We start from the raw sequence: 22627 nt of genomic DNA on the forward strand, positions 1-22627 counted from the left end.
CCTGGCGTCACGGCGAGGGTGGACCTTCTGGACCACCGTTATCGGCGGGAACTTCTTTGAGTGTTGTGCCCCTTGCCGTGCTGACGATCTGACCGCAGTACCGCAATTAGAGGAGCAACATCATGGCCAAGGCCGCAGCCAAGAACGTCCCCAACAAGCTCACCGCCACCGTGCGTACCCGCACCGGCAAGGGCGCCTCGCGTCAGGCCCGCCGTGACGGCAACGTGCCCACCGTGCTCTACGGCCACGGCACCGAGCCCCAGCACCTGGAGATCAACGCCCGCGAGTTCTCCGCGGTGCTGCGCCACTCCGGCACCAACGCCGTGCTGACCCTCGACATCGAGGGCAAGGAGCAGCTGGCCCTGACCAAGGCGCTGGACATCCACCCGATCCGCCGCAACATCCAGCACGCCGACCTGCTCGTCGTCCGTCGTGGCGAGAAGGTCACCGTCGAGGTCACCGTGACCGTCGAGGGTGACGCCGTCCCGGGTGCCCTGGTCACCCAGGACGCCAACCACATCGAGATCGAGGCCGAGGCCCTGTCGATCCCCGAGCACCTGACCGTGTCGATCGACGGCATCGAGGCCGGCACCCAGATCCTGGCCGGCCAGATCGAGCTGCCCGCAGGCGTTTCGCTGGTGTCGGATCCCGAGCTGCTCGTGGTCAACATCGTCGAGGCCCCGAGCGCCGAGGATCTCGAGGCCGAGGGTGCCGGCGAGACCGCCGAGGCCCCGGCCGAGGAGCCGGCCGCCGAAGCCGCCGAAGCCGAAGCTTCCGAGTAGTCACCGAGTCGACACACGCAGGACATTCCACGAATGGCCGAGCCGCTGCTGGTGGTGGGCCTGGGAAATCCCGGGCCCGCCTACGCCAAGACCCGGCACAATATCGGGTTCATGGTGGCCGATGTACTGGCCGCCCGCATCGGCTCGGCCTTCAAGGTGCACAAGAAATCCGGTGCCGAGGTGATCACCGGCCGGCTCGCAGGAGCTCCGGTGGTACTGGCCAAGCCTCGGTGCTACATGAACGAGTCCGGCCGTCAGGTCGGGCCGTTGGCCAAGTTCTATTCGGTGCCGCCGGCCCGGATCGTGGTCATCCACGACGAGCTCGACATCGACTTCGGCCGGATCCGGCTCAAGGTCGGCGGCGGCGAGGGCGGCCACAATGGGCTGCGTTCAGTGGCATCAGCATTGGGCAGCAGGGACTTTCAGCGGGTCCGCATCGGAGTGGGCCGCCCGCCGGGCCGTAAGGATCCGGCGGCGTTCGTGCTGGAGGCCTTCACGGCCGCCGAACGTGCCGAGGTGCCGACCATCTGCGAGCAGGCCGCCGACGCCACCGAGCTGTTGATCGCCCAGGGCCTGGAGCCGGCCCAGAACACCGTGCACGCCTGGTGATTCCGCGTTACCAGCGGAACGGCCGGTCGAGGGTGAGCGTGCGCTCCGCCGGGGCGTACCAGCCCTGCGGCGCATGTTGGTCGGTGTGCAGATAGCACTGCACCCGCACCTCTCGGCTGCCGCGGCGAAATGTGAGCAGCCGGCTGATCGGCAGGGTCGTGATCGGCATGTGGTGGCGACTCAATGACGCCACGTTCATGAAATAGGTTCCACCCCAAGCCTGTTCGATATGAGTCTTGCCGCCGTGGGAATCGTCGGGATTGGTGTGGGTGTGGCCGGCCAACCAGAGCGCGACCGCACCCGGGTGTTCGGTGAGGTACCGCTCGAAAGCCCCGGAGTCAGGCTTGCCGCCGACCCAGTACAGGTATGACGCGCCCTGCGGCGTCCCCTCCAGGAACGGGCGATGGTAGTGCTCGTAGAGTTTTCCGTCCGCGCCGCGGCGCACCCCCTCCCACTCCCCTGACGCCACCGTCGTGTCCTTGAGCACGTAGTGGTGCACGGTGATGATGATCGAATCACGGTTCTGTTCAACCATGTTCGCCCACCACTCGAACGTCTCGGCGGAGACCACCCCGCCGGGGTTACCGCCGAGCGTGCCCCGTCCGATCGTCTGCGACGGCTCGTTGCGGTCGCTGAGCATCAGGAAGAGCAGGTTGCCCACCCGGAACGAGTAGCGTTCCCAGGTCCCGCTGACCTGATAGCGCCGAGCTGCGGCGTCGACGCCGGAGTGTGCGGTGTGCGCGCCCAGCGGATCGATCCACTTCTGCCACCACCAGGCGTCGGGTTCGGAAAGTCCACTGCGGTCGTGGTTTCCGCACACCGAGTACACGTCTTCACGCCGGTGCTTGCGCAGCGCCGAGAGCTGCCGGCGGACCCCCTGCCCTTCGGCGTCGTCAGGCAGGCTGTGATGCGCGCCGGACATGTCACCGACGTCGACGGCGATGTCCCAGCCGAACGACGGACCACCTTGCGCTCCACCGAATTCCGACTGCCGGATGGCCTCGGCGAGGCTCTCCCGGCCGAACTGCCTGTCGGTCCCGACGTGGGCATCACCGAATGCCCACAGCCGAAAGTCACCCTGCTGTGTCGCCATCGTCGCGCCACGTTAGCCGTCGAGGGATAACCGGTCGGGCGTTGCGCTCACGGTGATTCCAACGGCCGGTCAACGACCCCGGATTCCGCTGTCCACCACCTTGACGGTCTTGTGGGGATACCGCTTCTCGGCGTGCGCCTTGGCCGCCGAGTTCGGCAGCACGTACAGCGTTTCCCGCTTGTCCTGCAGCGGTTTGAGCACCCGGTCCATGAACTCCTTGCGGTCGTCGAGGTAGGGCTCGATCACGTCCTCGCCCGCCGGGCACACCGCCAGGCAGTACGCCGCCTTGTAATTGGCCTTGAACGACAGGCTCTGCCACATCGACGCATTCTCGGAATCACTGACCCGCGACCGGAAGTCGGCCGCATCGCTGCTGTCGGCGATGGTCTGCGCCCAGTCGGTGAACCCGCCCATGAACTCGCGGTAGTTGTGTACCGAGCAGGCGACGAAGTCGAACTCGCCGTCCTTGCCGATGGCACCGACCGGGCAGACCGCCACGCACAGCTTGCATTCCAGGCACGGCGAATAGTCCAACGGCACACCGTAACTGCTGATCGGTGCACCGACCAGAATGGTGGCCAGCAGGATGAAGTTGCCGAATCTGGGATGGATCACGTTGCGATGGATTCCCATCACCCCCAGCCCTGAGGCCACCGCGACGGGCTTGTGCGCCACCACCCAGATCCGCCCGGGGAACCTGTCCATCTCCATCGGGAAGGTCGCCGACGGGTTCACCGCACGATGGCCTGCGTCCTCCAGGGCGCGGGTGATCCGGTGGGCCGCCTCGTTGATGACCTCCCCGCTGCGATGGAACTCCTGGTTGGCCACGCTGCGGGTGGACGAGCGGACGTTGTCGCGGTTCATCTTCACGACCAGCGAGATGTAGCTGCCGACCCCGGGGAGCGCGGCCCCCACATGCTCGCGCTCAGAGGCCAGGGCGGGGTCGTCCACGCTGGCGAAGGCCACGTCGTCGGCCCCGGCGTCCAAGCACAACGCCCGCAGCCAGTCGGCGTCGATCACGTCGGGAACCGCCGCTTCCGGACGAGCACGCACCGCGCGGACTGTCGGGTGGTCGGCCAGGCGGGGCGGGAGTTTCTGCGTCATCGTGCTGAGTATAGTTATCTATACTCAGCCCGCAAGGATCCCGCTCATCGGCGTAAAGAAACCGTTCGGGCCGGATGCAGGCGCGTTCGCAGCGGGTACACCCGATATATGGACGGCATCCGGCTACTGAGCCCATTGCTCGACGGTTCCCGGGAGTGGGGTTGCGTGCAGGTCAGGCCCGGCCGTTTCGGCATCACCTACTACCGGCTGGTGGTGTACCCGCCCGGCATCGGTACCGCCGAGCGCCGCCTGGTGCGACTGGCCCGGGGCTGGCCGCTGTGGGGAATGTTCGTGTGGCTGCTGTGCCAGCTGTGGCTGAGCGGGCAGATGTCGCCCTGGCCGGCGTTCGGCGTGTCCACCGCGGTGTTCCTCACCACCGGAGCCGTCGCGCTCGGACTGTCCGGCGGTGCGTACCACCGCGTGCGAACACTGAGCGCGGCGACGATGGCCGGTTGCGACGATCCGGGATCGGCAGCCGCCCGCGAGCGCCTGGTCGTGCTGGCCGCGGAGCTGCTACACGCCGACGAATGCCGCGACCGCGGGGACATCACCGCCGTCGACCACGAGCTGATCTGGTGGCGGGTCTATGACCGGATGCATGCCGACAAGCCCGCGAATACTCAGCACAGCAACTGATGTCGCGCGCGCACGACGGCGCCGTAACAGCCACGAGCGGGCGCGTCACGGAAGGACGCGCCCGCTCGCGGGTGCTTGGTACCGACTCGGCCAGTGGCTAGCGGCGAGCCCCAGGCATGCCCAGCCACGGGAACACCGGCTGATTGGCAGGCGGCGCCGTCGTTCCCGGTCTGGCCTTGATCGAGGTGCTGCCGTTGGTCGTGCAGATCGTCTTGGTGGCCGTGTCCTGGCAGGTCGGTCGGGCACTCGCAACCGGAGCCGAAACGACCGATACGGCAGCCAAACTCGCCATCAAGAATGCAAACTTGCCGCGACCAGTCATCTTGTCCTTCCCTTTCCGGGCTACGACCGTCCGCCCGCTCATCACGGGCACGCCGATACGACGACGGGGGAATCCGCATCGAGCGGGGTGTTGTTCGCCGCCGCCCGGTTGAATGCATCCTGACGGGCAGCCTCGACCGTCGCCCCGGCACCGCCGGCCACCACGTGGTTGCTGTCGCTCGCGACGGACACGATGCAGAGGTTGTCGTTGGTCACCTCGTCAGCGGTGCACTCCACACCTCCCGCGTTCTGGCAGGCGGCGATCACCGCCGCCGAGGCCTCTTCGCTCGTATCACCGGTAGCGGTGAAACCCGCTATGGTGTCGATGAATTCGCCGGTGCCGACAGCAGCAAAAATATCTTCGGGGTCCTCGACATAACCACCGGGACCACCCGCCCACGCGGTGCCCGCGGTAATCCCGGCAGCAATAACGCCCGCGCCCAAGATCGCCGAAACCCATCGGGATTTGACCATTCCGGTCCTCTCTTCAAAGTGGTTTCTGCGTCAGAATACGCAAACAATGCGTTAACGATGAGCAAATTGACTGTGCTGCCGTTGCATTCATCGCCAATTCAGGCCGAGCGCACATCGATTTCATGAAAAGCACGACATAATCTGGCGTGTCGTGATAAGGCACAGCCGAAGGCGCCTGCTCGCGCGCAAAAGTGTTGCCCGCGAGCGGCGTGCCGCGCTGCAGACGCGCACGCTCGCGGTGAAAGAAGCTGAAAGCTAGGTGACCAGGGACACCGAGTTGGCGCGACGCAGCTTGCCCGACGGGGTCTTCGGGATGCTGCCGGGGCCGAGCACCACGACGTTGCGGGGACGCATGTCGACCTCGGAGACAACCTCGTGGGCCACCTGGTGCTCGATACGACGCACCTCGGCCGGATCCTGCCAGGCGTTGGATTCCACGGCGACGGCGAATGTCTCGCGCGAGTGCCCGGCATCCAGCCGCACCGCGACGGCGCAGCCCGGGCGGACGCCCTCGACGCGGCCGGCGGCCCGCTCGATGTCGGTCGGGTAGATGTTGCGCCCGGCCATGATGATCACGTCCTTGACGCGACCACACACGATGACGTTGCCCTCTTCGGTGATGTACCCGAGGTCGCCGGTGTCGTACCAGCCGTGCTCATCCTGGGCCGGCAGGAAGCCGCCCATGGTGATGTAGCCGGGGGTCAGCGATTCGCCGCGCAGCTCGATGACGCCGACACCGCGGGCGGGCATCACGTCGCCGTGCTCGTCGACGACACGGGCCTCGAGGTCCTTCAGCAGCGGGCCGAGTGAGGCCAGCCGGCGGGTGTTGCCCTTGGTGGCGGGCACGGCGCGGCGCAGCGCGGCCAGCAGGTCGGCGTCGACCTCGTCGACCACCAGGCCGGCGTTGCACGGGGAGAACGACACGGCCAGGCAGGTCTCGGCCATGCCATAGGCCGGCAGGATCGCCGAGGAGGGCAGGCCGAACGGCTTGCCGGCATCGAGCAGGTCCTCGACGTCGGCCGGCTCCACCGGCTCGGCACCCGAGAGGGCGAACCGCAGGGTGGACAGGTCGTACTCGCCCGGCTTGGCCTGACGGCGCAACCGCTTGGCGAACAACGCGTAGGCGAAGTTCGGCGCCGCGGTCATGGTGCCCTTGTACTTGGTGATGAGCTTCGCCCACAGCAGCGTGTCGCGCAGGAAGTCCATCGGCGTGACCTTGACGAGCTCGGCGCCGAAGTACATCGGGATGGTCAGGAAGCCGACCATGCCCATGTCGTGGAAGCAGGGCAGCCAGCTCACCATGACGTCCTTGTCGACGTCGTACTCCGCGCCGATGAACATCGCCTCGGCATTGGAGTGGATGTTGCGGTGCGTGATCTGGACTGCCTTAGGCGATCCAGTAGACCCGGACGTCAATTGCATCAGCGCCAGATCGTCCTCGCCGGTCTCCACCGGGTCGATCGGGTCGGCGGCCAGCAGATCGGCGATCTTGACGACCTTGATGCCCTTTTCCTCGAGCACCGGGATGGCCACCAGGAACGGCTCGGAGACGACGACGGCGTCGGCCTCGATCATGCCGATCACGTTCATGGTGTCCTCGGCCCACACCGCCAGGTCGGTGCGAGGGGTCGGCTGGTGCAGCATGGTCAGGCTCGCGCCGCGCATCCACACGCCCTGCGCGGTCGGCGCGATCTCGACGGGGAAGCCGGCCAGCACGCCGACGGCGTCGCCGTGACCGATACCCGCGGCGGCCAGACCGCCTGCGATGCGCCGGGCCCGCTCGTGAACCTCACCCCAGGTGTGGCGAACCGGCTCATGCGGCTCACCGGTCACCATGCCGCGCTTGCTCTCACGAGCGTTGCGGAACATCTTCTCGGTGAATCTGCTCACGACGACCTCCTTGGCTTCCGCGGCCCCGACACCAGCGACAGTGCGCCAGGTGCAGTTGCCCGGTTATCCATGCTCCGCCCGCTGCACACCGCTTTTGGGTAGGCGCGCGCACACGATTGGGGAGCAGTTATGTCTCGAAAAGGTGATGCCCCAGTGCCGCGTATACGGCTCCGCGACCGCCCACCGTGACGGGCGGCGGGCGCACAAGTCGCATCCGATGCAAGATCGCTAGCATTCACCGCCGCTCATCTTAAGAGACCCTTAAGTAACTGGCCAAACCCTCGCGTTAATTGAGGTCTGCGTCACAGTCCTCAGGGCGACGTCGACGGCTCCGGGACGACCCGGGCACCGCTCACCGGGCCGCTGGCCACCCGCACCGTCCGGCACACCCCCGCCCCGGCCAGCTCCGCGCCGACGTCCACCGCAGACGTCGAAGACGGGCACAGGAACGCGCACGTCGGACCCGACCCGGACACGATGCCGGCCAGCGCGCCGGCCTCCACACCGGCACGCAGCGTCCGGCGCAGGTCGGGGTACAGGCTCAGTGCCGCCGGCTGCAGGTCGTTGCCCAGCAGCACAGCGAGTTCGGCCGGATCACCGGACGCCAGCGCGGCCAGCACCGGCTCAGGCTCCTCGGCCCGCGGCGGGCCTCCTGTCGAGGTGTCCGCACGCAACCGGTCCAGTTCGCCGAACACCTTCGGGGTGGACAAGCCCTTGTGCGCGAATGCCAGCACCCAGTGGAAGGTGCTTCGGGCCAGCACCGTGGCCAGCTCTTCACCGCGGCCGGTGCCCAGCGCCGTGCCGCCGTGCAGCGCGAACGGGACGTCGCTGCCCAGCTGGGCGGCCAGGGCGTGCAGATCGCGCCTGGGCACCCCGAGCTCCCACAGCGTGTTCATCGCCACCAGCACCGCGGCCGCGTCCGCACTGCCGCCGGCCATGCCGCCGGCCACCGGGATCGACTTGTCGATGCTGATCGCGACGTCCGGCGACCGGCCCACGTGCTCGGCCAGCAGCTCGGCGGCGCGCCAGGCCAGGTTGCGCTCGTCGGTGGGCACCGACTCCACGCCCTCCCCCTCGACCGTCAGCGACAACATGTCGGCGTTGCGCACCGTCACCTCGTCCAGGAGCGACACGGCGTGGAACACCGTGGTGAGGTCGTGGTAACCGTCGTCGCGCTCATCGCCGACGGCCAGGTACAGATTCACCTTGCCGGGGACGCGCACGGTGACAGAACCGGTGGGGACCCACTCGGACGCGGTACTGCCGTCAGATGCTGACACGGCCACGACACTATCGCCGCTCACCCGTGGTTGTCGGTGAACTTAAGCTGAGACGGTGCCCTCAGCCGAGGTGATCGTCGCGGGATACACCGCGGTGAAAGTCGTGGGGAAAGGCGGCTCCGCCGTCGTATACCTGGCCCGCGATCCCGACGGGGCCACCGTCGCACTCAAGGTGCTCGATGATCAGCACCGCCAACCGGCCCACCTCGCCCGGCTGCAACGCGAGTTCGACTTCGCCCGCCAGCTCGCCCACCCGAACGTCGTCACGGTGTACGCGTCAGGCCCGGGCTGGCTGGCGATGGAGTTCCTCGGCGGCGGCACGGTGAACAACCTGCCCGACATCCCGGACCGGCTCTCCGCGTTGACCCAGATCGCGGGGGCGCTCGATCTGGCCCACCGGCGCGGAATCGTGCACTGCGACGTCAAACCCGCCAATATCCTTGTCGATCATCCGTTTTCGAGGGCAGTGCTGATCGACTTCGGCGTCGCGCACTCGATGGCCGAGGATGTCGCCGCCCGGCTGGCCCACGATCGTTCCGGGCGCATGAGCCTCGACCCGGCCCGGCGCATCACCCGTCAGGCACGCCAGCCGCACCCGAACATCCAAGCGTCACTGCCCTATTCGGCACCAGAACTGCTCGTCGGGAGAACACCGTCGGCAGCCACGGATCAGTACGCGCTGGCGTGCACGACGGTTGAGCTGCTGACCGGGTCGCCACCTTTCACCGCGGAGACCGCAATAGCCCTGATCGACCATCAGCTGTACAGCCGACCGCCACGAATTTCGCAGCGGTGCAGCTGGATTCCACACGCGGCGGACTCGATCATCGCCAAGGCGATGGCCAAGGAACCCGACCGGCGCCACGACTCGTGTTCGGAGTTCGTCAGCTTGATCACCGGCGCGATCGGGTCCCCGATATGAAGAAGATCGCGAGATCCTCGAAGAATCTCGCGATCTTGTTCACGTCGAACGCAGGAGCCTAGGCCTGTTGCGCCGCTTCGACCTTTGCCGCGGCCTCGCCCTCGGCTTCCTTGGCCCGCTGCAGCAGCCGGACGAAGTCCGCGATGCCGAGCGTCTCGCCACGGCGCGACGGGTCGATGCTGGCGGCCAGCAGCCGCTCGGCCGACTCGTTGCCCGAACCCGCCCAGTCGGCGAACGCGTTGCGGGAGGTCTTGCGCCGCTGTGCGAATCCGATGTCGATGAGCCTGAACACCTCATCGCGGAACGCGGCGTCCGTCGGCCACGGCGACGTCTCGTACCGGTCGATGCGGACCAGTCCGGAGTACACCCGCGGAATCGGCCAGAACACCGTCGGCGACACCATCCCGTGCCTGCGCACGTTTCCGTAGAAACGCACCTTGGCACTGGGTACGCCGTAGTCCTTGCCACCGGGTTCAGCCGCCAGCCGCTCGGCCACCTCTGCCTGCACCATGACCATCACCGTCCGGATCGACGGGAACTCGGCCAACAGGTGCAGCAGCGCAGGCACCGCCACGTTGTACGGCAGGTTCGCCACGAGCGCGGTCGGCTGATCGGTCAGATCAGACGGCATCAGCGTCAGGATGTCCTGGTTGATGACGGTGAGCCGGTTGATCTCGCTGTGGGAGTGATCGGCGATGGTGGCCGGCAATTGCTTGGCCAGCACCGGGTCGATCTCCACTGCGGTCACCCTGGCGCCACGGTCCAACAGGGGCAGGGTCAGCGACCCCAGACCCGGTCCGACCTCCAGCACATGGTCGCTCCGGTGAATCCCGGAAGCCGACACAATGCGCCGAACGGTGTTGGCATCGTGAACGAAGTTCTGGCCAAAGGCCTTGCGTGGCCGAAAGTCGATTTCTTTCGCCAAGCGTCGTATCTCGGTCCGCCCGAGCAGTCGAATAGTCAGCGCGCCCCAATCCTCCCACTACACACTGGCCAAGCTCCCCATCCCTGCCGGGCCTGCGTCACCGTAGCAATCGCAATCTGCTCTTCTCTAGTCGCCAGATCGGCCCTCGGAGCATACCGCAGACCACCCTGTCGCTCCCAGGTGTTTTGATCGAATTGAACGCCGCCGTAGAACCCGTTACCAGTGTTGATAGCCCAGTTACCTCCCGCTTCACACTGCGAGAGCGCATCCCAGGCGGAGCCGTTGGTAACCGGCGGAACTTCGGTGCCCGGCTTTGCTCCGACCCGCAGCACGCCGTCGCGCGCCGGGTCGATCACGACATTGGCTACTGGCAGCCTGCCGGTCTCCACACCGTTCACCTTGGCCACCGCATAGGTCACGTCCTGGGTGCCGGGGGCGCCCGGGTCCTCGACGATCTGGCGGCTCATGTTCAGCTCGACATCTTCGATCCGCTTGTTGCCCGGGGCCAACGGCACACGCTCGGTGACCTTCTCGATGCGCATACGGGTCACCTGAACCTGCATACCCTCGGTGACCGGGGCTGATGCCGCCGGAACCACGGTGTCGTTCTGCTCCAGCGGCGCCCCTGCGGCGGCGAGCAGACCGGCCACATTCGGGGCGGCCAGGTGGACCGTCTGCACGACGCCACCGTCGTCGATCCGGACCGTCTTGGCGCTCACCACGGGCAGTGCCATACCGCCCAGCGGCACCCTGCTGCCGCGGGATGCCGCGGCAGGTGCCTTGTCGGTCATCTTCAGCTGCGCCAGGGCCTCATCCACGGTCGAGGCGGTGGTCCACACCTGCTTGCTGTCGTTACCGTCCAACGACAATTGCAGCGGCCGGCTGCGGCGCAGGACGATGGTGTCGGCCTGGTGCACGGACTCGTCGGCAGCGGGGTAGAGATCGTCGCGATCGCCGACCGCGAATCCGTTCTCCTCGACGACATCGATCACCCGGGACTTCATCGTCGTCACGGTCATCGGTGCGCCGTCGACGCTCAGCGTGACGGTCTTGTGCGATCCGACGGCGTAACCCCCGGCGGCGGTCAGTGTGACCAGCAGGGCTCCCACCACGCCTCGCAGCAGCGGTGATCGGGATTCATGAATTTTGTTGAGCGCGTCCACGGTTCTCGGTTTCTCCCCGGTTCGGACGGCATGCATCACCGCCGGCGGTTGAGCTTTGATCACAAGACGGTAACGAATCGGGTCACACCCGGCAACTAGGCCCGGCCGCTCCCGTTAAGTCCGTACACCCGCGCCGCAGTGGCTGCGGTCTCGGACGCGACCTCCAGGGCGGGCCGCTCCAGCAACTCTGCGAGTGCCCGCACAGTGTATGGCAGGCAGTACGGCTCGTTCGGTGCTCCGCGGAACGGGTGAGGAGTCAAAAACGGCGCGTCGGTCTCGACCAGCAGCTGGCCGGGCGGGATCAGCCGGGCAGCTTCGCGCAGCTCAGAGGCATTTTTGAAGCTGACCGTGCCCGAAAGGCTCAGCACCCAGCCGGCCTCGACACAGATGTGGGCCATCTCCGGTCCCGAGGAAAAACAGTGGAAGATCACTGTCTCGGGCGCCCCTTCGGCGCGCAGCACGTCGAGCACCTCGGCATCGGCGTCGCGGTTGTGGATCATCAGCGGCTTACCGGTGCGCTTGGCCAGGTCGATGTGCCAGGCGAAGCCCTCGCGCTGCTCGGCCGGCGTCGCGCAGCCGTCCAACTTGCCCGGCCAGTACAGGTCCAACCCCGTCTCCCCGACCGCCACCACACGCGGATGGGCGGCCAGCCGCTCCAGCTCCGCCTTGGCCGCATCGTCGAGCGCATTGGCCCGGGTGGGATGCAACGCCACCGCCCCGAACACCCGCTCATCGGCCTCCACGGCCGTGGTCACCCAGCGCGCCGAGTCCAGATCATCGGCGATGGTGACCGCCTGGCCCACCCCGACGGCGGCCGCACGATCCATGATCGCGCGGACGTCCTGAGCGGTCTGCGCACCGCAGGCGTCTAGATGGGTGTGTGCATCGACCAGCGGAGCCAACGGCTCGGGGGCTGGCGGCTTCTCCCTGGCTGAGCGTTTCGAACCCACCGCAACACCATAAGGTGGGACCAAATGAGTGAGCCTTTCTACATAACTACGGCCATCGCCTATCCCAACGGTGCGCCGCACATCGGGCACGCCTACGAGTACGTCGCCACCGATGCGATCGCCCGGTTCAAACGACTCGACGGCTTCGACGTGCGCTACCTGACCGGTACCGACGTCCACGGCCAGAAGATGGCCGAGACGGCCGCAGCCGAGGGCATCTCGGCAGCCGAGCTCGCCAACCGCAACTCCGATGTGTTCCAGCGGCTGCAGGAGAAGCTCAACATCTCCTTCGACCGGTTCATCCGCACCTCCGACGCCGATCACTATGAGGCGTCCAAGGAGATCTGGCGCCGGATGAACGAGGCCGGGGATATCTACCTGGGCGCCTACTCCGGCTGGTACTCGGTGCGCGACGAGCGCTTCTTCGCCGAGGACGAGACCACCGAAGGGCCCGACGGCACCCGCACCGCGATCGAGACGGGCACGCCGGTCACCTGGACCGAAGAACAGACCTACTTCTTCCGGTTGTCGGACTACGCCGAGCGACTGTTGGCCCACTACCAGGCCCACCCCGAATTCATCGGGCCCGATGTGCGCCGCAACGAGATCGTCAGCTTCGTCTCCGGCGGGCTGAAGGATCTGTCGATCTCGCGCACCACGTTCGATTGGGGCGTGCCGGTCCCCGACCACCCCGACCACGTGATGTACGTGTGGGTGGACGCGCTGACCAACTACCTGACCGGCGTGGGCTTTCCGGACGAGACATCGCAGACCTTTCAAAAGTACTGGCCGGCCAAGCTGCACATGATCGGCAAGGACATCATCCGGTTCCACACCGTGTACTGGCCGGCGTTCCTGATGTCGGCCGGGATCGCGCTGCCCGAACGGGTTTTCGCGCACGGCTTCATCAACGTCAAGGGCGAGAAGATGAGCAAGTCGGTCGGCAACGTCGTCGACCCGATCGCGCTCGTCGACACCTTCGGGCTCGATCAGGTGCGGTACTTCTTCCTGCGCGAGGTGTCCTTCGGCCAGGACGGCAGCTACAGCGAGGAAGCCATCATCGGCCGGATCAACGCCGACCTGGCCAATGAGCTGGGCAACCTGGCGCAGCGCTCGCTGTCGATGGTGGCCAAGAACCTCGACGGCGTGGTGCCCGACCCGGGACCGTTCACCGACGACGACACGGCGCTGTTGAGCGCGGCCGACGCCCTGCTCGAGCAGGTGCGCGCGCACTACGAGGTGCCGGCGATGCACCTTGCGCTGGAAGCCATCTGGTCGGTGCTGGGCGCGGCGAACCGCTATTTCTCCGCGCAGGAGCCGTGGGTGCTGCGCAAGTCCGAGGACGCGGCCGACCAGCAGCGGTTCGGTACGGTGCTCTACACGACGCTCGAAGTGGTGCGCATCGCGACGCTGCTCACGCAGCCGGTGATGCCGGACTCGACGGCCAAGCTGCTCGACCTGCTCGGCCAGCCGTCCGACGCACGCGACTTCGACTCGATCGGTACCCGGATCAAGCCCGGTACCGAATTGCCCGCTCCGACTGGGGTTTTCCCCCGCTACCAGATGGACTGACATGGCTGGACTACATGAGAAACTGCAGGCGATCTACGAGGAAGTAGGGCAGCGCAACGCCGGCGAGCAGGAGTTCCACCAGGCCGTCTACGAGGTGCTGACCAGCCTCGGCCCCGTGGTCGCCAAGCATCCCGAGTACGCCGACGGCGCCATCATCCGCCGGCTGTGCGAGCCCGAGCGCCAGATCATCTTCCGCGTGCCGTGGCACGACGACTCCGGCGCCGCGCAGATCAACCGCGGCTTCCGCGTCGAGTTCAACTCGGCGCTGGGACCGTTCAAGGGCGGCCTGCGATTCCACCCGTCGGTCTACCTCGGCATCGTGAAGTTCCTGGGCTTCGAGCAGATCTTCAAGAACTCGCTGACCGGCCTGCCGATCGGCGGCGGCAAGGGCGGATCGGACTTCGACCCCAAGGGCCGCTCCGATGCCGAGATCATGCGGTTCTGCCAGTCCTTCATGACCGAGCTCTACCGCCACATCGGCGAGTACACCGATGTCCCGGCCGGCGACATCGGCGTCGGCATGCGTGAAATCGGTTACCTGTTCGGCCAGTACAAGCGGATCACCAACCGCTACGAATCCGGTGTGCTCACCGGCAAGGGGCTCACCTGGGGCGGATCGCAGGTCCGCACCGAGGCCACCGGATACGGCACCGTCTTCTTCGTCGACGAGATCCTCCGTTCCAGCGGGCAGTCCTTCGAGGGCAAGCAGGTCGTGGTGTCCGGCTCGGGCAACGTGGCGATCTACGCGATCGAGAAGGTGCACGCGCTGGGCGGGACCGTCGTGGCCTGCTCGGACTCCGGCGGCTACGTGCGCGACGAGAAGGGCATCGACCTCGACCTGCTCAAGGAGGTCAAAGAGCTGCGCCGGGGCCGCATCGAGGACTACGCGGAGGCCCGTGGCGGCGCGGCCGAGGTCGTGACAGGCCGCAGTGTGTGGGAGGTGCCGTGCGACATCGCGCTGCCCTGCGCCACCCAGAACGAGGTCTCCGGCACCGACGCGACCATGCTGATCAACTCCGGCTGCCAGATCGTGGCCGAGGGCGCCAACATGCCGTGTACCCCCGAGGCGGTGAAGTTCTTCGAGGAGGCAGGGGTGAGGTTCGCCCCGGGCAAGGCCGCCAACGCGGGCGGCGTGGCCACCAGCGCGCTGGAGATGCAGCAGAACGCCTCGCGGGATTCGTGGAACTTCGACGACACCGAGGCGCGGCTGGCCGAGATCATGCGGCGCATCCACGACCGGTGCCTGGCCACCGCCGACGAGTACGGCCAGCCGGGCAACTACGTGGCGGGCGCCAACATCGCGGGCTTCATCCGGGTGGCCGACGCGATGCTCGCGCTGGGGCTGGTCTAAGGACATCTTCGCGTGATGTGGGTCACATAACCGCGGCGGCTGTCACAAACGCGGGTTGCGCGGTGTCTTGAGGGCACAAGCCTTTGAGAGGAGACACCATGAGCGCGACGCAGGACACCCGAGTGATCGTGATCGGCGGAGGTTACGCCGGGGTGCTGGCGGCCAACCGACTGCAGGGCACACCGGGAGTGGCTGTCACGCTGGTCAATCCGCGGCCCGAGTTCGTCGAGCGGATCCGGCTGCACCAGTTGGCCGCTGGAAACCACGGCGCCACCGCGGCTTACGACACGCTGTTGGGCGGCGGGGTCCGGCTGCTGGTCGACGGCGCCGAGCGCATCGATGCCGACATCCGGCAGGTGCAGCTGGCCTCCGGCGAGGTGCTCGACTACGACTATCTGGTCTACGCCGTCGGCAGCACCGGCGGAGTGCCCGCCTCGGTGCCCGGTGCCGCGGAATTCGCTTATCCGCTTTCGGAATTGGAACAGGCCCAGCGGCTGCGCGCCCGGCTGCAGGACGTGCCGATGTCGGCCCCTGTGGTCGTGGTCGGCGGCGGACTGACCGGCATCGAGGCAGCCAGCGAGTTCGCCGAGGCAGGCCGCAACGTCACGCTCGTCACCGATGTGGTCGGCGCCTCGGTGGGTGCAGGCGCCCGTCGCTCGATCGTCAAGGCGCTGACCAAGCTCGGCGTCTCGATCATCGACGGGCCCGAGGTGCTGGTGACCGGGGTCGAACCCGACGCCATCACACTGGCCGACGGCAACCGGCTGCCCAGCGCGGTGACTGTGTGGACCACCGGGTTCGGGGTTCCCGGGCTGGCCGCGGCCAGCGGGCTGCGCACCGACGTGCTGGGCCGGCTACTCACCGACGAAACCCTGACCAGCGTCGACAACGAGCACATCGTCGCCGCCGGCGATGCGGCCTCACCGTCGGGGGTTCCGCTGCGGATGAGCTGCCAGTCGGCGGGCCCGTTGGGAGTCCAGGCCGCCAACACCGTGCTGGCCCGCATCGCGGGCGCCGAGCCCAAGGTGATCAACCAGGCGTTCGCCGGGCAGTGCGTGAGCGTCGGACGGAGCTACGGCACAGTGCAGCTCTGCCACTCCGACGACAGCCCACGCCGTGTCTTCATCGGCGGTCGGACCGGCGCCTTCTTCAAGGAGCAGGTCTGCCGGGCGACCCTGACGTTCCTGCGCAAGGAGGGCGTCAAACCGGGCTCGTACTTCTGGTTCAAGGGTGACAACCGGGCGCGTCAGCTGGCCGAGGCACAGCAGGGGACACTGGTCCGATGAACCCCTCTGGCGCAGGTAACTCGACCTCGAACTCGAACGAGCACGCCGAACGGTTCACGCTGCTGCGGCCGTTGTTGTTCACCATCGCGTACGAGATCCTCGGGACGGCAACGGAATCCGATGACGTGCTGCAGGAGAGTTACCTGCGCTGGGCCGAGGTCGATCTGGCGACGGTGCGTGATACCAAGGCGTTCCTGGCTCAGCTCGTCACCCGGCAGGCACTCAACGCCCTTCGGGCCCAGTCGCGGCGCCGTGAGGAATATGTGGGTCCGTGGCTGCCCGAACCGCTGCTGCTGGCGGCGGACAATATCGGCGACGCCCGCGACCCTTCAATGGATGTGGTTCTGGCCGAATCGGTTTCGATGGCCATGCTGGTGGTGCTCGAAACACTCACGCCCGATGAGCGCGCGGTGTTCGTGCTCCGCGAGGTGTTCGGTTTCAGCCACGACGAGATCGCGGTGGCCATCGACAAATCCGCGAGCGCGGTGCGTCAGATGGCGCATCGGGCCCGCGAGCATGTGCAGTCCCGACGCAAGCGGTTCGAGCCCGTCGACCTCGACGAGTCCAACCGGGTCACCGAGGAGTTCCTGACCGCGGCGGCGACCGGCGACATGGACGGACTGCTGGCACTGTTGGCGCCCGATGCGGTGTACACCGCCGACAGCGGCGGCAAGGCCAGTGCGGCCCGGCGGCCCGTCGTGGGCGCGCAGAAGGTCGCGGCGATGCTGGTCGGCTTGTTCCGTGCGGGCGAGCGGGTCCCGGGGCTGGCGTTCGAGCGCATCACCTGCAACGGCGAGCCCGCGGTGATGATCCGCAGCGACGCCGGGATGGAAGGGGTCTTCACCATCGAGGTCATCGACGGCAAGATCACCCACTTCTACGCGATGCGCAATCCGGACAAGCTGACGGGCGTGGACAGCCCGCGGGTGATCAGCCGCTGAGGTTCTGCCACGCTGGTGGCATGCGGATCGAGCGGCTCGGCGCCCTGGGCGATGCCCCGGCGGTGCTGCGCGGTGTCGCCGCGGCCGCCCGGGCCGCGGGCCTGGCGCCGCCGGCCGCGGTGATCGGCGACTGGTTCGGCTCACGTGCGGTGATCGCGCCCTCGCTGTCGGTGGCCCCGGTGGCGCCGGAAACCTGCTTCGAGGTGGCGCAGGACGCCACGGGACCGGCAGGCAGTGTGGGTGGCGGCTGGTTCGGTTACCTCTGCTACCCGGACCCGGGCGCCGACGGTGAACCCCCGCGCATCCCGGTGGCCGCCGGCGGCTGGTCGGACTGCGTACTGCGGCAGGATGCCGACGGCCACTGGTGGTTCGAAAGCCTCAGTGGCGCAGAACTTCCCACCTGGCTGCGAGCGCTGGAGCCGGCGGGGCCACACGGCTACGCCCTCACCTGGGTTGCCCCCGATCGCGACGATCACCGCCGGGGCGTGCTGGCCTGCCTTGAGGCCATCGCGGCGGGTGAGGTGTACCAGGCCTGCGTGTGCACCAGATTCACCGGCCGCATCGACGGCGAGCCCATCGATTTCTTCACCGAGGCGGTGGCCCGGACGGCGCCGTCGCGGGCCGCATACGTGGCCGGAAACTGGGGTGCGGTGGCCTCGCTGTCACCGGAGTTGTTCCTGCGCCGGGTAGGCACCGCGGTGACCTCCAGCCCGATCAAGGGCACGTTGCCGTCCTCGGCCGATCCGGCCGCTCTGCTGGCCTCGGTCAAGGACGTCGCCGAGAACGTCATGATCGTCGACCTGGTGCGCAACGATCTGGGACGGGTGGCGACCACCGGCAGCGTGACGGTGCCCGAACTGCTCGCGGTACATCCGGCGCCCGGAGTCTGGCATCTGGTCTCGACCGTCACCGCCGAGGTGCCCGTGCAGCTTCCGACGAGTGCACTGCTGGACGCCACCTTCCCGCCGGCCTCGGTGACCGGCACCCCGAAGCGGCGGGCCCGCCAGCTGCTGCAGCAGTGGGAACCGGCGCGGCGCGGCGTCTATTGCGGCACAGTCGGTTTGGCCTCACCCGTGGCGGGTTGCGAACTCAATGTGGCGATCCGCACCGTGGAGTTCGGCGCCGACGGGTCGGCGGTCCTCGGCGTCGGCGGCGGCATCACCGCCGATTCCGACGTCGACGCGGAATGGGATGAGTGCCTGCACAAGTCAGCGTCGATCGTCGAGTTGTCCGGTCAGAGCCACCAGCTTTCGTCAGGGGGCTGAGTCGGGCAGGAGAGCCGATCCCCACATCGCGACCCTCGCGTTGAACGCGCCGGTGTCCGGAGACTCGGGGTGCCAGGCGGAGATGTCGACGGCGACGGGCACGAAGCTGTTGCCTTCATAGACCGGCACCGCCGAGTACGCCTGAACCTTCCCGTCCTGGATGAGGGCGGCGATGATGTTGAGATCGACATCCGCCTTCTCCGCCGCTGACCCGATCGGGCAGTACACCACATTCTGAACGTGATCCTGCCCGCCGAATTCGACCGGCATGAGGAACATCCGTTCCAGTTGCCCTTGCGCACAAAGCTGTTCGGCCTTTTCCGCAGAATCGACCGTTGAGAAATCCGGACCCATGCCGAAACCCTAACCGGTGCCTCGCACCGTCAGATGCACCAAAATGGGCGACTGTAAACGGGGTATCAGTCCCGGGCGCGCAGCACGGCGTCGTAGAGCTCGCGCCGTGACGGCGCTCCCGGGTTCGCGGCGATCACCTGCGCACAGGCGTCCTTGACCCGGATCCCGTCGGCCACCAGTTCCTCGACCTCGGCCACCAGATCGGGCAGCTCGACGGTCGGGGTGCCCCCGGCCAGCACCACGGTGATCTCCCCCAGCACGCCGTCGGCAGCCCACTCGGCGAGCTCGGCCAGGGTGCCGCGGCGGATCTCCTCATGGGTCTTGGTCAGCTCGCGGCACACCACCGCGCGCCGCTGCGGGCCCAGCACCTCGACGGCGTCGCGCAGTGTCTCGCCCAGGCGGCGCGGAGATTCGAAGAACACACTGGTGCGCGGTTCGGCCGCAAGGGTCTGCAGCCAGGCCAGCCGGGCGGCGTGTTTGCGCGGGGCGAAGCCCTCGAAGCAGAACCGGTCCGAGGCCAGCCCGGACACCGCCAGCGCCGTCGTCACCGCACTGGGGCCCGGCAGACAGGACACCGGCAGATCCGCCTCGGCACAGGCCGCGACGAGGCGGTAGCCGGGGTCGTTGATCAAGGGCATCCCGGCGTCGCTGACCACCAGTACCGTCGCGCCCGCCGCGATCTCCTCGACCAGGCCCGGCACCCGGCTCGCCTCGTTCTGGTCGAAGAAGCTCAGGATCCGGCCGGACGGCTGCACGCCGAGCGACTGGGCCAGACCACGGACGCGCCGGGTGTCCTCGGCCGCCACGATGTCGGCCGTGCGCAGCGCCTCGACCAGCCGCGTCGACGCGTCGTCGGGCCGGCCCAGCGGCGTGGCGCCGATCAGTAGTTTGCCGGGTGTCACGACCGACAGCCTACGATCGCTTGCGTGACCGCCACCGCCACCGATACCCCGACGGCTGGTCGCTCGGTCCCGTTGATCAGCCCAGCGCCCCTGATCCCGGCCCCGGATTTCGGGCCGACGGACCGGCTGCAGGGCTGGTTGATGACGGCGATCATCACCGCGCTGGCCGCGATCAGCCGGTTCCTCAACCTGGGCTCGCCGACCGACGCCGGCACGCCCGTCTTCGACGAGAAGCACTACGCGCCGCAGGCCTGGCAGATGCTGCACAACCACGGGGTCGAGGACAACCCGGGCTACGGGCTGGTGGTGCATCCGCCCGTGGGCAAGCAGCTGATCGCGATCGGTGAGGCGCTGTTCGGCTACAACGGGCTGGGCTGGCGATTCTCCGGAGCGCTGTGCGGTGTGATCATCGTGCTGCTGGTGGTGCGGATCGCGCGCCGGATCAGCCGCTCCACCCTTGTCGGCGGCATTGCCGGGCTGCTGATCATCGCCGACGGGGTCAGCTTCGTCTCGGCCCGCACGGCGCTGCTGGACGTGTTCCTGGTGGTGTTCGTGGTGGCCGCGTTCGCCTGCCTGATGGTGGACCGCGACGACGTGCGCCACCGCATGCACAACGCGTTCATGGAGGGCCGTATCGCCGAGACGCCGTGGGGTCCCCGGCTGGGCGTGCGGTGGTGGCGATTCGGTGCGGGCGTCCTGCTCGGTCTGGCCTGCGCCACCAAGTGGTCCGGGCTGTACTTCGTGGCGTTCTTCGGCGTCATGACCCTCGTGCTCGACGCGATCGCGCGCAAGCAGTACCACGTGCCGGCACCGTGGCGGGGCGTGCTGCACCGTGATCTGGGGCCGGCCGCGTACGTGTTCGGTCTGATCCCGTTCGCCGTGTACCTGGCGTCGTACGGGCCGTGGTTCGCCTCCGAGACCGGCGTCAACCGGTACGAGGCCGGCCAGTCCATCGGCGAGAACAGCATCATCCCGCTGCCCGACGCGCTGCGCTCGCTGTGGCACTACACCTATGCCGCCTACCATTTCCACGCCGGACTGACCAACGCCGACGGCAACCACCACCCGTGGGAATCCAAACCGTGGACGTGGCCGATGTCCTTGCGGCCGGTCCTCTATGCGATCGACAACCACGACGTGGCCGGGTGCGGCACGCAGTCGTGCGTGAAAGCCGTGATGCTGGTGGGCACCCCGGCGATGTGGTTCATCGCGGTGCCGGTGCTCGGGTGGGCGCTGTGGCGGGCCGTGGTACGGCGGGACTGGCGCTACGGCGTGGTTCTGGTCGGATACGCGGCCGGCTTCCTGCCCTGGTTCTTCGACATCGACCGGCAGATGTACTTCTTCTACGCCACCGTGATGGCGCCGTTCCTGGTGCTGGCGATCGCGCTGATCCTCGGCGACATCCTGTATCAACCCAGGCAGAACCCGGAACGCCGGACGTTGGGACTGCTGGTGGTGTGCTTCTACGTGGCACTCGTGATCGCGAACTTCGCGTGGCTGTACCCGATCCTGACGGGCATCCCGATTTCGCAGTCGACCTGGAACCTGGAGATCTGGTTGCCGAGCTGGCGTTGAGATTGCCTGCGATCTAGAGCAGGTCCCGCGCCGCCGGACACGACATGCAGCGCGGCCCGCCGCGACCGGTGCCCAGCTCCGAAGCTTCGATCGGCAGCACTTCGATACCCGAATCAGCCAGCCGGGCATTGGTTTCCGAGTTGCGCTCGTAGGCCACCACCACCCCAGGCGCCAGGGCCAGGGTGTTGTTGCCGTCGTCCCATTGCTCGCGTTCGGCGGTCACGGGATCGAGCCCGGTGTCGATCACCCGCAGTTGCTCGATTCCCATCGCGTCGGCGGCCGCCTGCACGAAAGGCACCTCGTCGTCGATCCGGATCCCGGCCTCGGTTCGGTGAATGGTGAACGCCGACAACGAGTCCACGATGTTCGGGTACATCACGACCGCGTCGACGTCGACCATGGTGCACACGGTGTCCAGGTGCATCTGGGCACGCTCCTGCCGGATCGGCACCGCCAGCACCGTATGGGCCAGGTCGTCGTCGAAAAGGCTGCGCGCCAACGCTTCGGCACCGGCGGGCGTGGTCCGCTCCCCCACCCCGACCGCGACCACCCCGGGCCCCAGCAGCAGCACGTCGCCGCCCTCGACAGGAGCAGAGCGCGACTCGTACGCCCGCCGGACGCCGAGGAACCGCGGATGGTGCGCGTAGATCAGGTCGGTCAGCGAGGTTTCGCGTACCCGGGCCGGCAGCGCGAGCGAGGTGATGGCCACGCGCGGGCCGATCCAGAACGACGAATCCCTGGTGAACAGGAGATTGGGCAGCGGCTCGATCACGAAATCGCCGCCGTGGTGCATCAGGCGCACCAGTGACAGTTCGGCACCGTGAAAAGGCACCTCGTTGAAGGTCATGCCGGCCATCAGGATGTGTGCCAGATCGACCGGCGGCAGGGTGCGCAGATAGGCCGAAAGCTCCTGGGCCAGCGGCACACCCAGACGCCGCGCGTCGACGGCAGCGGAGATCCCGTGCATCCGCGCCGCACCGCTGGCCAGCGCCTCGGTCAGCAGATCGGCCAGCAGCAGCACCTCGACGCCGCGGGAACGCAGCACCGCCGCGAAGGCGTCGTGCTCACGTTGCGCCTTGGCCACCCACGGCAAGCCGTCGAACAGCAGGGCGTCATTGTTGCGTGGCGTCAGCCGCTGCAACTCCGGCCCCGGCCGGTGCAGGATCACGGCGCGCAGCGTGCCGACCTCAGAATTGGAACCGAACGCCGCAGTCTCCACGCAATGACGTTAA

At 67.7% G+C, this 22627-nt stretch carries 21 protein-coding genes; 10 read left to right on the plus strand and 11 right to left on the minus strand.

Annotation, left to right across the window (positions count from 1 at the left end; all coding sequences use genetic code 11):
• The first annotated feature begins 122 nt into the window (after window positions 1–122).
• Both EH231_RS15455 and pth read left to right on the plus strand, forming a co-directional pair.
• Window positions 123–782: a 50S ribosomal protein L25/general stress protein Ctc gene (locus EH231_RS15455; protein WP_090427510.1), complete on the plus strand. Its 660-nt coding sequence runs from the start codon at window positions 123–125 to the stop codon at window positions 780–782.
• Between the two features lie 33 nt (window positions 783–815).
• On the plus strand, window positions 816–1391 hold the full coding sequence (gene pth, locus EH231_RS15460) for an aminoacyl-tRNA hydrolase (RefSeq protein WP_124712717.1): 576 nt from the start codon (window positions 816–818) through the stop codon (window positions 1389–1391).
• Between the two features lie 7 nt (window positions 1392–1398).
• Here the strand turns inward: pth and EH231_RS15465 are convergent, their stop codons facing one another.
• Both EH231_RS15465 and EH231_RS15470 read right to left on the minus strand, forming a co-directional pair.
• Window positions 1399–2484: a metallophosphoesterase gene (locus EH231_RS15465; protein WP_124712718.1), complete on the minus strand. Its 1086-nt coding sequence runs from the start codon at window positions 2482–2484 to the stop codon at window positions 1399–1401.
• Between the two features lie 69 nt (window positions 2485–2553).
• Complete coding sequence (locus EH231_RS15470) at window positions 2554–3588, minus strand: 4Fe-4S binding protein (RefSeq protein WP_124712719.1); 1035 nt, start codon at window positions 3586–3588, stop codon at window positions 2554–2556.
• 108 nt (window positions 3589–3696) lie between these two features.
• On the opposite strand from EH231_RS15470, the gene EH231_RS15475 reads away from it, so the two are divergent.
• The gene (locus EH231_RS15475; protein WP_124712720.1) at window positions 3697–4224 is read left to right on the plus strand and encodes a DUF6611 family protein; all 528 of its coding nucleotides are present in this window, start codon (window positions 3697–3699) and stop codon (window positions 4222–4224) included.
• Between the two features lie 363 nt (window positions 4225–4587).
• Here EH231_RS15475 and EH231_RS15485 read toward each other — a convergent pair whose 3' ends face one another.
• The 3 genes from EH231_RS15485 to EH231_RS15495 form a co-directional block, all read right to left on the minus strand.
• The gene (locus tag EH231_RS15485) at window positions 4588–4989 is read right to left on the minus strand and encodes a DUF4189 domain-containing protein (RefSeq protein ID WP_321179963.1); all 402 of its coding nucleotides are present in this window, start codon (window positions 4987–4989) and stop codon (window positions 4588–4590) included.
• 285 nt (window positions 4990–5274) lie between these two features.
• Window positions 5275–6909 (minus strand): fatty acyl-AMP ligase, encoded by a 1635-nt coding sequence (locus EH231_RS15490; protein ID WP_090427499.1) that lies wholly within the window; start codon window positions 6907–6909, stop codon window positions 5275–5277.
• 311 nt (window positions 6910–7220) lie between these two features.
• Entirely contained in the window at window positions 7221–8189 is a 969-nt protein-coding gene (locus EH231_RS15495; protein WP_164480906.1) for a 4-(cytidine 5'-diphospho)-2-C-methyl-D-erythritol kinase, read from the minus strand.
• Between the two features lie 55 nt (window positions 8190–8244).
• On the opposite strand from EH231_RS15495, the gene EH231_RS15500 reads away from it, so the two are divergent.
• The gene (locus tag EH231_RS15500) at window positions 8245–9111 is read left to right on the plus strand and encodes a serine/threonine-protein kinase (protein WP_124712721.1); all 867 of its coding nucleotides are present in this window, start codon (window positions 8245–8247) and stop codon (window positions 9109–9111) included.
• A gap of 58 nt (window positions 9112–9169) precedes the next feature.
• On the opposite strand, the gene rsmA is transcribed toward EH231_RS15500, so the two are convergent.
• From rsmA to EH231_RS15515, 3 genes are all read right to left on the minus strand, one after another.
• Window positions 9170–10075, minus strand: a complete 906-nt coding sequence (gene rsmA, locus EH231_RS15505; protein ID WP_090427489.1) for a 16S rRNA (adenine(1518)-N(6)/adenine(1519)-N(6))-dimethyltransferase RsmA — start codon at window positions 10073–10075, stop codon at window positions 9170–9172.
• Complete coding sequence (locus tag EH231_RS15510; protein WP_090428828.1) at window positions 10072–11199, minus strand: resuscitation-promoting factor; 1128 nt, start codon at window positions 11197–11199, stop codon at window positions 10072–10074. The genes rsmA and EH231_RS15510 overlap by 4 nt, the downstream gene beginning before the upstream one ends.
• A 95-nt stretch (window positions 11200–11294) precedes the next feature.
• Window positions 11295–12149, minus strand: coding sequence for a TatD family hydrolase (locus EH231_RS15515; protein ID WP_090427485.1), 855 nt, complete (start codon window positions 12147–12149; stop codon window positions 11295–11297).
• Window positions 12150–12173: 24 nt separating this feature from the next.
• Between EH231_RS15515 and metG the strand changes: the two genes are divergently transcribed.
• The 5 genes from metG (at window position 12174) to EH231_RS15540 (ending at window position 18564) form a co-directional block, all read left to right on the plus strand.
• Complete coding sequence (metG, locus tag EH231_RS15520; protein ID WP_124712722.1) at window positions 12174–13721, plus strand: methionine--tRNA ligase; 1548 nt, start codon at window positions 12174–12176, stop codon at window positions 13719–13721.
• Window position 13722: 1 nt separating this feature from the next.
• Window positions 13723–15072: an NADP-specific glutamate dehydrogenase gene (gdhA, locus tag EH231_RS15525; protein ID WP_090427476.1), complete on the plus strand. Its 1350-nt coding sequence runs from the start codon at window positions 13723–13725 to the stop codon at window positions 15070–15072.
• 98 nt (window positions 15073–15170) lie between these two features.
• Window positions 15171–16358, plus strand: a complete 1188-nt coding sequence (locus EH231_RS15530) for an NAD(P)/FAD-dependent oxidoreductase (RefSeq protein WP_090427473.1) — start codon at window positions 15171–15173, stop codon at window positions 16356–16358.
• On the plus strand, window positions 16355–17299 hold the full coding sequence (locus EH231_RS15535; protein WP_090427470.1) for an RNA polymerase sigma-70 factor: 945 nt from the start codon (window positions 16355–16357) through the stop codon (window positions 17297–17299). The genes EH231_RS15530 and EH231_RS15535 overlap by 4 nt, the downstream gene beginning before the upstream one ends.
• Before the next feature lie 20 nt (window positions 17300–17319).
• Entirely contained in the window at window positions 17320–18564 is a 1245-nt protein-coding gene (locus tag EH231_RS15540; RefSeq protein WP_090427467.1) for an aminodeoxychorismate synthase component I, read from the plus strand.
• On the opposite strand, the gene EH231_RS15545 is transcribed toward EH231_RS15540, so the two are convergent.
• A complete protein-coding gene (locus tag EH231_RS15545) occupies window positions 18553–18918 on the minus strand; it encodes a hypothetical protein (RefSeq protein WP_090427464.1) in 366 nt (121 codons plus the stop codon). The two genes, EH231_RS15540 and EH231_RS15545, sit on opposite strands and share 12 nt — an antisense overlap.
• A gap of 65 nt (window positions 18919–18983) precedes the next feature.
• A complete protein-coding gene (gene rsmI, locus EH231_RS15550) occupies window positions 18984–19820 on the minus strand; it encodes a 16S rRNA (cytidine(1402)-2'-O)-methyltransferase (protein ID WP_090427462.1) in 837 nt (278 codons plus the stop codon).
• Between the two features lie 24 nt (window positions 19821–19844).
• Between rsmI and EH231_RS15555 the strand changes: the two genes are divergently transcribed.
• Complete coding sequence (locus tag EH231_RS15555) at window positions 19845–21395, plus strand: dolichyl-phosphate-mannose--protein mannosyltransferase (protein ID WP_090427459.1); 1551 nt, start codon at window positions 19845–19847, stop codon at window positions 21393–21395.
• 13 nt (window positions 21396–21408) lie between these two features.
• On the opposite strand, the gene arcA is transcribed toward EH231_RS15555, so the two are convergent.
• Entirely contained in the window at window positions 21409–22614 is a 1206-nt protein-coding gene (arcA, locus tag EH231_RS15560; RefSeq protein WP_124712723.1) for an arginine deiminase, read from the minus strand.
• Window positions 22615–22627 lie beyond the last annotated feature (13 nt).

Source organism: Mycolicibacterium nivoides, from assembly GCF_003855255.1.
Taxonomy (GTDB): Bacteria; Actinomycetota; Actinomycetes; order Mycobacteriales; family Mycobacteriaceae; genus Mycobacterium; species Mycobacterium nivoides.

Excerpts from the sequence above, each read along its gene's own strand:
- EH231_RS15455 (WP_090427510.1), top strand. The coding sequence starts at position 123 with ATGGCCAAGGCCGCAGCCAAGAACGTCCCCAACAAGCTCACCGCCACC.
- pth (WP_124712717.1), top strand. The coding sequence starts at position 816 with ATGGCCGAGCCGCTGCTGGTGGTGGGCCTGGGAAATCCCGGGCCCGCC.
- EH231_RS15465 (WP_124712718.1), bottom strand. The coding sequence starts at position 2,484 with ATGGCGACACAGCAGGGTGACTTTCGGCTGTGGGCATTCGGTGATGCC.
- EH231_RS15470 (WP_124712719.1), bottom strand. The coding sequence starts at position 3,588 with ATGACGCAGAAACTCCCGCCCCGCCTGGCCGACCACCCGACAGTCCGC.
- EH231_RS15475 (WP_124712720.1), top strand. The coding sequence starts at position 3,697 with ATGGACGGCATCCGGCTACTGAGCCCATTGCTCGACGGTTCCCGGGAG.
- metG (WP_124712722.1), top strand. The coding sequence starts at position 12,174 with ATGAGTGAGCCTTTCTACATAACTACGGCCATCGCCTATCCCAACGGT.
- gdhA (WP_090427476.1), top strand. The coding sequence starts at position 13,723 with ATGGCTGGACTACATGAGAAACTGCAGGCGATCTACGAGGAAGTAGGG.
- EH231_RS15530 (WP_090427473.1), top strand. The coding sequence starts at position 15,171 with ATGAGCGCGACGCAGGACACCCGAGTGATCGTGATCGGCGGAGGTTAC.
- EH231_RS15535 (WP_090427470.1), top strand. The coding sequence starts at position 16,355 with ATGAACCCCTCTGGCGCAGGTAACTCGACCTCGAACTCGAACGAGCAC.
- EH231_RS15540 (WP_090427467.1), top strand. The coding sequence starts at position 17,320 with ATGCGGATCGAGCGGCTCGGCGCCCTGGGCGATGCCCCGGCGGTGCTG.
- EH231_RS15545 (WP_090427464.1), bottom strand. The coding sequence starts at position 18,918 with ATGGGTCCGGATTTCTCAACGGTCGATTCTGCGGAAAAGGCCGAACAG.